Source organism: Ruminococcus sp. 210702-SL.1.03 (assembly GCF_020559915.1).
In the GTDB taxonomy this organism is placed as follows: Bacteria; Bacillota; Clostridia; order Oscillospirales; family Ruminococcaceae; genus YE71.
The window spans coordinates 1-1,180 of sequence record NZ_JAJCLZ010000092.1 but is presented as its reverse complement, the minus strand read 5'-3'; the positions used below and the strand labels follow the sequence as shown (position 1 = coordinate 1,180).

Sequence of the window (1,180 nt, the reverse complement as noted above, 5' to 3'; positions counted from 1 at the left end):
GCCAGCGTGCGCTTGACCGCAAGATGGGAATAAACATCGAGCCGCAGCGTGCGCCATACCCCGCAGAGCGCGTGCAGGCGGTAGCGGGAGCGGCTTCCGCGCCCGACATTTCCGAAGAAAAAATGGTGCGCCGAATGACATCGCCCGTAGAAGATATATCTAAAAGCTTTTATGACGATTACGTCAAAACGAACGTTGAATTTCGCAGCAACGCCGGGCTAGACTGTTACGTTATACGAACTAACCACAACACTAAGGGTACTTGCTGCGATTGGTGCGACCGTTTGGCGGGTAAGTATCATTACCCCGAAGTGCCCGAAGAGGTCTACCACAAGCACCATATGTGCACCTGCACCGTGACGTACACCAATGGCAGAAAGGCGCAGGACGTGTGGAGCAAGACCTCGCGCGAGCTGCCAGCCGAAGAGCGGGAGCGCATGAAGCAGATAGGTTTCAAGAAGCCGACCATTTCAGCCGAAGAGCGGGAGCGCATGTTGATCGCGGGCATGAAAAAGCCGCAAAGGCTTGACATTGCGGGAAAAAGTGGTATAATAGAAGATGAAATAAGAAAAGGCAATATAAAGCTTGACATAAATCACGAAAAGCAAGCTAAACACATAAAAGGCTGCCCGGAATATATTGATGGAAGAAGCTACTTGACAATTTCAGAAGATAAAGCGCAGAAAATAATAAATGAAAAAAGTGGAACTGGTTCACTTGTTTATGATAGAAAAGGTTTATGGAAAAACAAAGAATTGATTGACTGCGATGAGATCATAGGAGTTGACATAAATAAGAGTACTAGGGAAGAAACTTCGACTGACAAAGGAACAATTCACTATTCTAAATCAGGAACTCATTTAGTACCGAGAAAGGAGAAAAAACATGATTGATTTACAAAAATATTTGTTTAACAAAGTACTATTGATCGATATAGACGGCAAACAATGGAACGGTTATGTTTTCTCTTTTCATGATAAAGATGATAACGAAGATGAAGAAGATTCTATTACCCTAAAGGTGACCGATAGTGAAAAATTGATAGAATTCACAGAATCAGAAATAAAATCTATAAAAATAGCATAAGCCTTGACCGCTCCTCGCACCCCGCGAAGGGCGGTTTTAATATATCCACATCAGCACTCTGCTTTGCGCAGGGTGCTTTTCTTATGCCTAAAAA

Annotated in this window: 2 protein-coding genes; both read left to right on the top strand. The window is 43.9% G+C overall.

The window, feature by feature from the left end:
• On the top strand, window positions 1–893 hold an 893-nt coding region (locus LI114_RS13515), incomplete at its 5' end, for a polymorphic toxin type 50 domain-containing protein (protein ID WP_264468340.1).
• Window positions 886–1,086: a hypothetical protein gene (locus LI114_RS13510; RefSeq protein ID WP_227221102.1), complete on the top strand. Its 201-nt coding sequence runs from the start codon at window positions 886–888 to the stop codon at window positions 1,084–1,086. The genes LI114_RS13515 and LI114_RS13510, both read left to right, overlap by 8 nt.
• Window positions 1,087–1,180: the final 94 nt, after the last annotated feature.